Genomic DNA, 8,197 nt, shown 5'->3' on the forward strand with positions numbered 1-8,197 from the left:
CCCGAAGGCGTACCGAGAGCGTACGTCACAGGGGCCGGCGGGCGAGGACGCGCGTATGGCTCGATGTATGGCCGCGCCAGCTACCGGTGGAAGTCTTTCCGGTGCCAGTACAGATACACGACGATCGCGATGTTGACGAGCATCAGCACGAACGTTCGCGGCGAGAACCGGCGCACGACCTCCCAGATCTCGACCGGCACCCACACTCCCGTCAGGAAGATCGTGACCCACGGCGCCCAGGCGTAGCCGCGCGCCAGGAAGGTTCCCTCGCAGACGAGTGCCACGCCCGCGATCAGGCAGGAGGCGACGATCGCCGAGAAGTGGAGCTCGAATCCGTGCGAGAGATCGCGAAGAAGCCGGGCGGTCAGCCTCAGCCGCGGATCGCCGTCGGCTTTTTCCGCGACGCGGAGCAGCCACCGCGCGGAGGGGTCCTTTCGGAAGCCGAAGAGGGCGAGCCCGGCGGCCAGGAAGAGAAGGCCCTTGACGTATTTGAGGACGATGATCGCCAGGAGGATCGGCCCGCGTTCGGGATGCGACGGCCGCGGCTCCCGCCGGGAGCGCTTCAGCCGACGCCGAGGCACGCGGGGTCCATTCGATCCATCGGCCGATTCTACGGGAGGCGGCGGTGCGCCGCCCGGGGAACGCGGCGGTGCGCCGCCCGGGGAACGCGAGGGTGCCCCGACCCGCCGGCGCCCCGCGCGCGAGCCGCCGCGCCGAGCACCGCGCGGAACGCCCCGGGCTCCTCGGACCGCACTTCGACCGCAGCGCCGGTCTCCGGATCGAGGAACGACAGGGCGGCCGCATGCAGCAGTAGCGGCAGCGGCCCCGCGAGGACCCTTCGCAGCTCCGGATCCCGGACGCCCCGCCACCTCGGTCCCCCGTACAGATCGTCGCCGACGAGCGGATGGCCGAGGGAGGCGAGGTGGACGCGGATCTGGTGAGTCCGGCCGGTCTCCGGCTCGAGCTCGAGGTGCGCGACGGACGTCAGGCGCTCGAGCGTCGTCCAGCGCGTGACCGCGCGCTTTCCTTCGGCGACGACCCTCATCCGGCGCCGATCCTCGCGATCGACCGCGAGCGGCCGGTCGACGATTCCCCGGGCTGGAACGGGATGTCCCCAGACCACCGCGCGATAGACCTTCCGGACTCTCCGCGCCGCGAAAAGAGAAGTCGCGGCCCGGTGCGCCGCCGCTCCGCGGGCGACGAGCACGATTCCCGACGTGCCGACGTCGAGCCGGTGGACGAGGCGGAGGTCGGCGGCGGGATCGAGTCCCAGCCCGACGAGGATCCGGGGGACCGCCGAGTCGTCGCCGGCGCGCGTCGCCATGGAGAGCCCGGAAGGTTTTTCGACGGCGAGAAAACGATCGCTCTCGAAGAGGATCACAGGAGCCGGACGCTCGAGACGCTCGGGAACGCCTCCCGCAGCTTCTTTTCGATCTCCGGGAGGAGTCCCGCGACCGTCTTCCGACAGGACGCGTCGCTGACCTTCAGGAGCAGGTCGCCCGCCGAAAAAGACGCCGGCACGATCTTGCGCGAGAGGTACGGGCCGAGGACGTCCGACCAGCGGGACTCGAAATACGCCGGCGAGCTCCGCGCTCCGAGGAGCTTCCCGAGGCTCCGGTTTCCCGCCTGGTCGAGGCGCGTGAACGGGTCCTTCGGAGCCTTCACGCGCCGCTCCGGTCGGCGGGAACCGGCCAGCGCGGCGACTCGCCGGACAGCACGCGGCGCACGTCCTCGCAGACCATCCGGGCCATTTCCGAACGCGTTTCGAGCGTCGCGGAGGCGGCGTGAGGCAGGAGCACCACGCGGTTGTCGTCGAGGAGCGCGGGAGCGATCACCGGCTCGTTCTCGAACACGTCGAGACCGGCGCCCGCGATCGTTCCGGCGTCGAGCGCCCGGCAGAGCGCCATCTCGTCCACGATCGGCCCGCGGGCGGTGTTGATCAGGATCGCGTCCGGCTTCATCTTCGCGAGCGCCGCCGCGTCGATCAGGTGGCGCGTTTCCGGCGTGAGCGGCACGTGGAGGGACACGACGTCCGAGCGGCGGAGCAGCTCGTCGAAGGAGACCCGCGTCGGATCGTCGGGATCGTCCGGGTCGCGCGGCGATCGTCCGAACGCGACGACGGACATCCCGAAGGCGCGGGCGCGGCGCGCGACCGCTTTCCCGATGCGCCCCGGGCCGACGATGCCGAGCGTCTTTCCCTTCGGGTCGCGGCCGAGCAGGAGATCCGGCTTCCAGCCGGAGTATCCGCCCGCGCGAACGAGCCGGTCTCCTTCGATCAGCCTCCGGAAGAGCGCGAGGAGGAGCGTCATCGCCGTATCCGCGGTCGCGTCCGTCAGCACGCCCGGGGTGTGCGTGACGACGATCCCCCGGGCCGCCGCGGCGGCCCGATCCACGTTGTCGACGCCGACGGCGTAGTTGGCGATGATCCGGAGCCGGGGCGCGGCGGCGATCGCGTCGGCGCTCACGCGCACCGTCAGCAGCGAGATGAGAGCGTCGGCATCGCCGATCTCCTGTCGGAAGGCCTCCTCCGGTATCGGATCGACGATCCGCACCTCGAAGGTCTCGGCGAGCTGGTCGAGCCACGGGCCCGGCAGCGGAGAGGTCGAGACGACGACGCCCGTCATCGGCGCACCCCGCCCACCGCGGATCCGAGGAAGAAGAGCGCCGCGCCGAACGCGAGGATCGACAGCTCCGCGCGGACCGGCCCGCCCATCTTCCCGATCAGATAGGGGTGACCTCCGAAGAGACCCACGAAGAGCGCCATTCCGGTCACGAGCAGGCCCGCGAGCATGAGCGTGCGACCGAACAACGCTCTCACGGCCCGTCCGCCCCGGCGACCATCCCGCCCTTCCCGACGAAATCGAGCTGCCGCGGATCGAACCGGGTGATTCGGAAGATCGCCTGCCGGGCGTGGTCCGGACCGACGTCCGGGTTGACGAACTTCCAGACGGGCTCTTTCTCCTTCGTGACCTCGACGGCGAACCCGGCCTGCGACACGCCGATCAAGGTGTCGCCGTTGGGGAGTCTCTGACAGCTTCCGCGGATCGTCGAGAAGAACTCCCCCTCGGGATCGTACCTCCACACGATCGAATCGGTCCGGGGATCGACTTCGATCACCCGGGAATGCTCCGTACCGTTGTCGAACAGCAGGATGTCGCCGTCGGGAAGAATCGTCGGGTGGTGCTGCAGAGCGAGGTTGGTCGGACCCCAGAGCCAGAGGATCCGGGAAGTCCGTCCGTCGAGGATCGCGATCGCGCAGAGGTCCTTGAAGGAGACCAGGATGTTCCCCTTCCGGAAGAGCGGCGAGAGGCGCTCGAGGGCGCCGTCGTACACCTCGACGTGGTTGGTGTGGAGGACGTCGAGCCCGATGTCGTCGTACATCCGGTCCTGCGGCGGCTTCGGCAGGAGGAAGGCGTAGGGGGAGTTCTCGAGGACCCGGAGGAGGGGGATCTCGCGCCGCGGGGCCCCTTCGGGCGAAAGCACCACGATCACGTCCTCGAGGACGACACCCTCGGGATGAATCGTCCGGTCGAAACGCTGGCGCTTGATCAGGGCGTAGATCGTCCCGTCGGAGTCTACCCAGGCGTCGTGGTGCACCTCGGCGTCGTACTCCCAGAGGATGCGCGAATGCCGGTCGATTTTGACGAGGACGTGCCGTCCAAGGTAGGCGAGCGCGTCCCCGTTCGGATAGAGGTGGGTGAAGCCGACGTCCTCGTCCGGGCCGACCTTCTCGATGTCGCGATAGGCCGAGAGGTTCCATCGCCAGAGCAGCTTCCCGCGCGAGTCGATCAGATAGGCGGCCCGCCGTCCGGGAACGGAATAGAAGTTCCAGCCGGGAGCGGCCCGCTCCTCGCGGTTCAGGACGACTCCGGAGGTCTCCGGATGCGGGTCGATCTGGGTGTCCAGGTACGGGACCGAAGCCGCCATTTCCCACCGCGGCGTGGTGGACCTCAGCTCCATCGGTTGCCGCCAGATGCTGATCCCGAGCCGGACGGCGATCCGGCGGAGGAGGAGGTGCGGGAATATCTTCTCGCGCTGCGCGAGGAAACCCCAGGCGAACCCTGCCGCGAGAACGGCGAGGAACGCGAGCGCGGTCCGGACCGGCCGCCGGGCCCGCGCGGCGGAGCCGCTCACGGACGCCTCACGGCGAAACGCCGACGGAGATCACCCGATCGCCCTCCTCGGTCCGGGTCACGGTCTCCTGGCCCTGGATGACGCGCCCGAACAGCGGATACCTCCCCTCGACGTGCGGCTGGCGCGACAGGGCCACGAACCACTGGCTGCCGCCCGTGTCGCGGCCGTCGAGCGCCATGCCGACGCACCCCGCCTCGCACGCCGCCGCCCCGATCTCGTCGCGGATCTCGTATCCCGGGCCGCCGTGGGTTGTCGCCGTCGGATCGCCGGCGAGAACGCCGAACCCCGGAACGACGTGGTCGAAGGACGTGCCGTCGAAGAACTTCCCGCGCGCCAGCGACTCGAAGTTCGATACCGTCAGAGGGGCCTCCGGGGCGTCGAGCTCGATCGTGAAGGCGCCGCGCGGCGTCGTCACCGTCGCGCGATGCTTGACCGCCGATCGTTCGAGGATCTTCTCGTAATCGGACAGCACGAGTCCGGTCGGGTAGGAAGGGAGGGCGAGCGCGGCAGCATCTCCTCCGAAGTCCTCGATCAACGCCCGGCGGGCTTCCCGCGCGACGACGACGCGAGGCCAGTCGATCGCGGCCTCGAGCAGCGCCCGAGCCTCATCCCCCTTCAGGCGCGCCGCGGTGAAAACGGCCGCCAGCGCCGCGTCCGGCATTCCGTCGGCGCGGAACGCGGGCATCGCCGACCGGATGGGCCCGAGCACGGAAGGATCTCCCGTTTCCGCGAGACGGTCCACGACGGCCGTCCGTACCGCGACGTCCGGATCGGCCAGGAGGAGCGCGAGCGCCGCGCGATGCTCCGCGTCGAGCGGGAACGTCCCGGCCGCCGCCGCCCGGACCCGCGGGCTGGAATCGCGCAGGAAGGCCTCGCGCAATCCGCCCGCGGCCTCCTCGGAGAGGAAAGCGAGCGCGGACGCGGCGGCGGCGCGGAAAGCCACGTCGGGCGACGCCGACGCGTCCCCGATCCGCCCGCGTCCCCGGTCCTTGAGGATCGCCATCTCCGACACGAACGCCACGTCCCGACGACGTCCGGCGCCCGAGACCGCCATCGCGTGGAGCGCGCGGAACGCCTCGCGGTCCGCGGGAAACGCGCGCAGCGCCGCGATCGCCGCCGTCGCGACGTTGGGGTCGGCCGTGCGCGACAGAGCGACGACGCGCGCGACGCGCTCCGCCGCGACCGGGGCGGCGCCCTTCTCCTCGATCGCCGCGATCGCGTCGAGAGCGAGCGTGCGCACTCCCGGTTCGCGGCGGTCGAGCGCGGCGAGGAGCGCCGCGAGACCTCCCGGCTCCCGAAGAACGCCGAGGCCCCGTACGGCGAATTCGGCGGTCTCGCCGTCGGGATCGGCGGCCGCGAGAATCAGGGCAGCCGACGAGCCCGGGACCGGCGTGCGCGCGAACGCGTAGACGGCGGCCCGCCGCAGCTCGGCCGAGGGCGACCCCGCGAGTTCGCGGGCGACGGCCGCCGCTTCCTCGTTCCCGAAGCGTGCCAGGGCGTAGAGGAGGCAGGGGCGCGGCTCGGACCGGACGGCCGCGATCAGCGCGGCTTCGCCTGACGGAGCGCCGAGCAGGGCGACGGCCCGCCCCGCCGCGCATCGAACGCCGGAGTCGCCGTCGGACAGGAGCGATTCGGCCGGCGCGCTTCCCTCGGGCCGCCCCGCGGTTTCCAGGCCCAGCGCGGCCGCCGATCGAACCCGCGCATCCGGATCGCGCGACAGGCTCGCGAGGACCGGCAGGGCGGCCGCGCCGCCGGTCGCGCCGGCGGCTCGTGCCGCCGCCGCACGCACCGCGGCGTCGGGATTGCCGGCCGCGGCATCGATCGCCGCCGGCTCGAATCGGCGCTCGTCCTCGAGCATGAGCATCGTGGCGCGCGCTTCGAGCGTCGAGGCGAAGGACGTTTTCGGAGGCGCCGCCGGCGCGGCCTCCCGGGGGACGGTCGACGGTCGGCGCGCGCCGCCGCAGGCGATCGTCGCTCCGAGCAGCGCTCCGGCCGCGCGGAGGGGAAACCGGTTCATTGACCGAGCGGCAGGCGGTCGCCGAGCATCGGGGGCAGGCCCGCGCGGATGATCTTCTCCCTCGCGAGATCGACGTCGTAGTCGACCCGGTCGAAGAAGACGACGCGCTCGTCGGAATCGAAAATCGCGTAGGCGGCGTGGGGATTGCGGTCCCGCGGCTGCCCGATCGAGCCCGGGTTGATGAGGTACCGCTTCGTCGGATCGAGCGCGAGGCGGGTGCGCTCGCCGCGAACGACCTCGACGCGAATCGCGTTCTTCTCGAGGGTGAAGACCGACGGAATGTGGCTGTGCCCGAAGAAGCAGACCTTCCAGTCGCCCGAACGGAAGTTCATGTAGGCGTCGACGTCCGAGAAGATGTAGGCGTCTTCGTCGAGCGGCGATCCGTGGCAGACGGCGAAATCGCGATCGACGATCACGGGGCCGATCGGCAGCGCCTCGAGGTACTTGCGGTTGGCGGGAGAGAGCTTCTCCTCGGTCCAGCGCGCGGCGTAGAGCGCGATCGAGTTGAAGAGCTCGCCCGAATCGGCGCCGACGACCACCTTGTCGTGATTGCCCCGGATCGCGATCTTCTCCCGCTTCAACTTGCGGATCCGGTCGATGACGTTGTTCGGATTCGCGCCGTAGCCGACGAAATCGCCGAGCAGGACCACCTTCTGGAACTTCTTCCGCCGGACGTGCCCGAGCACGGCGGCGAGCGCCTCGTCGTTGCTGTGGATGTCCGAGAGGATCAGATAACGCACGTCCGCTCTTCCAGCCTGCGCAGCAGTTCCTCGGCGGAGTCTTCCGGCGTTTCGCCGCCCGTCAGAGGAACTGAAAGCCCGGCCATTCTATAGAAAGGGAGCCGCTCCTCCAAAAGGCCGCGAGCCTGAGCGACGTCCTCGAAAAGAGGACGGTCCGCCCTGGCGGGAACGCGGGCCGCGAGCACGTCGAAGGGCACGTCGAGGAAGATCGACACGCCTTCGCGGAGGATCGCGCGGCGGTTCGCCTCGACGGCGAAGGTCCCCCCGCCCGCGGCGAAGACGCCCGCCGGAATCGCGAGGGACCCGTCGACGTAGGCGCGCTCCCGGCGGCGGAACTCGGCCTCCCCTTCCGTCTCGAAAATCGCGCGAACCGGCTTCGACGATGCCGCTTCGATCTCCGCGTCCAGGTCGAAGAACGGCAGCGCGAGGCGGCGGGCCAGGATCCGGCCGATCGTCGTCTTCCCGCTTCCCATGAACCCGACGAGCCAGATCTTCCTCGGCAGGAATCGGCGCCGCGCGATCCCGACGGCGCGGCGCGCGAGCTCCGGTGCGTCCGGGCCGTTGATCGCGCCGATCATCGCGGCGGAATCCGCTCCGGCGTCCCAGACCGCGTCGAGACGGTCGAGCGGGATGCCGCCGATCGCGACGACCGGTTTCGTCCGCATCGCCGCGACGCGGGAGAGCGCCTCGAGGCCCACGGGGATGCGGCCGCTCTTGACGGGGGTCGCAAAGATCGGGCCGAACGCCACGTAGTCCGCCGCGGGGTCGGAGAACGCCTTCCGTGCGCTCTCCGGGTCGTGGGTCGAGACGCCGATCAACGCTTCGGGCCCCAGCAGGGAGCGCGCATCCGCGGCCGGCAGGTCCTCCTCCCCCAGGTGCACGCCGCAGGCGACGATTCTCGCCACGTCGGCACGGTCGTCGACGAGCAGCCGGGCTCCCGCCCGCCGCGCGCCCGGCGCCGCCGCGGACGTTTCGGCGAGAAGGGAGGCGCCCGGCAGGTCCTTCTCGCGGATCTGCACGCACCGGATCCCGGCCTCGAGGAAGATCGCGACGTTTTCGGCGGCCGAAACGTCCGACGCGCGGCGATCGGTGATCGCGTAGACCGGCGGGAGCGACCGGCCGGTCACTTCCGGGAGGAGACGGCGAACCGGTCCATGAAATGGGTCGAGAGACGGCCCTCCTGGAAATCCTTCTCCTCCAGGATCCGCCGGTGGAGCGGGATCGTCGTCTTCACCCCCTCGATCACGAAGAAGTCGAGGGCGCGGCGGCCGCGCGCGATCGCCTCGGCGCGGTCCTTTCCGCGGAC

At 70.9% G+C, this 8,197-nt stretch carries 10 protein-coding genes; all 10 read right to left on the reverse strand.

Going from position 1 to position 8,197, the window contains the following annotated elements; translation table 11 throughout:
• Positions 1-80 precede the first annotated feature (80 nt).
• A complete protein-coding gene (locus tag VFS34_14515) occupies positions 81-581 on the reverse strand; it encodes a DUF2127 domain-containing protein (GenBank protein HET9795664.1) in 501 nt (166 codons plus the stop codon).
• Positions 582-610: 29 nt separating this feature from the next.
• Positions 611-1,381: an RluA family pseudouridine synthase gene (locus VFS34_14520; protein ID HET9795665.1), complete on the reverse strand. Its 771-nt coding sequence runs from the start codon at positions 1,379-1,381 to the stop codon at positions 611-613.
• Entirely contained in the window at positions 1,378-1,665 is a 288-nt protein-coding gene (locus tag VFS34_14525) for a DciA family protein (protein ID HET9795666.1), read from the reverse strand. Before VFS34_14525 ends, VFS34_14520 begins: the two co-directional genes overlap by 4 nt.
• Positions 1,662-2,624, reverse strand: a complete 963-nt coding sequence (locus VFS34_14530) for a D-glycerate dehydrogenase (protein HET9795667.1) — start codon at positions 2,622-2,624, stop codon at positions 1,662-1,664. Before VFS34_14530 ends, VFS34_14525 begins: the two co-directional genes overlap by 4 nt.
• The gene (locus VFS34_14535) at positions 2,621-2,818 is read right to left on the reverse strand and encodes a hypothetical protein (protein ID HET9795668.1); all 198 of its coding nucleotides are present in this window, start codon (positions 2,816-2,818) and stop codon (positions 2,621-2,623) included. The genes VFS34_14530 and VFS34_14535 overlap by 4 nt, the downstream gene beginning before the upstream one ends.
• Entirely contained in the window at positions 2,815-4,134 is a 1,320-nt protein-coding gene (locus VFS34_14540; GenBank protein HET9795669.1) for an aryl-sulfate sulfotransferase, read from the reverse strand. The genes VFS34_14535 and VFS34_14540 overlap by 4 nt, the downstream gene beginning before the upstream one ends.
• A gap of 7 nt (positions 4,135-4,141) precedes the next feature.
• A complete protein-coding gene (locus VFS34_14545; protein ID HET9795670.1) occupies positions 4,142-6,151 on the reverse strand; it encodes a HEAT repeat domain-containing protein in 2,010 nt (669 codons plus the stop codon).
• Complete coding sequence (locus VFS34_14550; GenBank protein HET9795671.1) at positions 6,148-6,891, reverse strand: metallophosphoesterase family protein; 744 nt, start codon at positions 6,889-6,891, stop codon at positions 6,148-6,150. Before VFS34_14550 ends, VFS34_14545 begins: the two co-directional genes overlap by 4 nt.
• Positions 6,879-8,018: a thiamine phosphate synthase gene (gene thiE, locus VFS34_14555; protein ID HET9795672.1), complete on the reverse strand. Its 1,140-nt coding sequence runs from the start codon at positions 8,016-8,018 to the stop codon at positions 6,879-6,881. Before thiE ends, VFS34_14550 begins: the two co-directional genes overlap by 13 nt.
• Positions 8,015-8,197: acetyl-CoA carboxylase biotin carboxylase subunit (locus VFS34_14560; GenBank protein ID HET9795673.1), on the reverse strand; the 183-nt coding region annotated here is incomplete at its 5' end. The genes VFS34_14560 and thiE, both read right to left, overlap by 4 nt.

It is taken from the genome of Thermoanaerobaculia bacterium (assembly GCA_035717485.1).
Lineage (GTDB): Bacteria > Acidobacteriota > Thermoanaerobaculia > UBA5066 > DATFVB01 > DATFVB01.

Coding starts and splice junctions, on each gene's coding strand:
- VFS34_14530 (HET9795667.1), bottom strand. CDS start 2,624: ATGACGGGCGTCGTCGTCTCGACCTCTCCGCTGCCGGGCCCGTGGCTC.
- VFS34_14545 (HET9795670.1), bottom strand. CDS start 6,151: ATGAACCGGTTTCCCCTCCGCGCGGCCGGAGCGCTGCTCGGAGCGACG.